Source organism: Bacteroides sp. ET71, from assembly GCF_023336905.1.
In the GTDB taxonomy this organism is placed as follows: Bacteria; Bacteroidota; Bacteroidia; order Bacteroidales; family Bacteroidaceae; genus Bacteroides.
The window spans coordinates 1-711 of sequence record NZ_JAMBLS010000121.1 but is presented as its reverse complement, the minus strand read 5'-3'; the positions used below and the strand labels follow the sequence as shown (position 1 = coordinate 711).

Sequence of the window (711 nt, the reverse complement as noted above, 5' to 3'; positions counted from 1 at the left end):
TAAACAATTAGAATTGAAATAGGATGATAGTCATTGTATTGCTTCTTATGCTAATTATAGCATTCTTGGGATGCCTTGTCCGAAAGGATTTAAGACATTCCATGATATTTGCATTTCCGATTATCATCATAATAGGAATGTATCTATGGTTATTTACATTGTTGCCTGTTCAATGGGGTTTAAAAAGAATGCCTTTCGTTGAACAAACACGTATAAGAGAAATATCGGCAAGTGATTACAGTAACATAAATTACAGACACCTCAAACACGATGGTGTGATAGAATTTATTACAGATAAAAAATTTGATGACTGTGAAATTATTTTAGGAGGCAGCTATAAAAGGAATTTTAGCTACAATGATTTTATGACTAATGACAGTCTTGCCATGTTAATCTCTTACGATGTGGTTTTCGTCAAAGAAATGAACGATAAGTTTTCTTATAAAGCATTGTTTATTACGAAGCAACCCAATAAAAACATACTTTGTGATAGTATCTATTGCAAGATTTTTATGATACGTATGTTTGCTCCTATTTATGAAACAAACGAATTTACAATACCATACAACAAACTATTTCAAATGGCAAATAGAGTTTATAACGAGGTCGAGCCAACAGCTGAACGCTGTTCCTCACCAAACCATTAAATAGCGTACATATATGAATAATACAACAAAAGTAAGAACTGTATATAAAAGTAAATTCATTGGT

1 protein-coding gene is annotated in these 711 nt (G+C 31.2%); it reads left to right on the top strand.

All coding sequences use genetic code 11. The features are described from left to right. Window positions 1–23: 23 nt before the first annotated feature. Entirely contained in the window at window positions 24–647 is a 624-nt protein-coding gene (locus M3090_RS15460) for a hypothetical protein (protein WP_249057761.1), read from the top strand. Window positions 648–711 lie beyond the last annotated feature (64 nt).

Excerpts from the sequence above, each read along its gene's own strand:
- M3090_RS15460 (WP_249057761.1), top strand. The coding sequence starts at position 24 with ATGATAGTCATTGTATTGCTTCTTATGCTAATTATAGCATTCTTGGGA.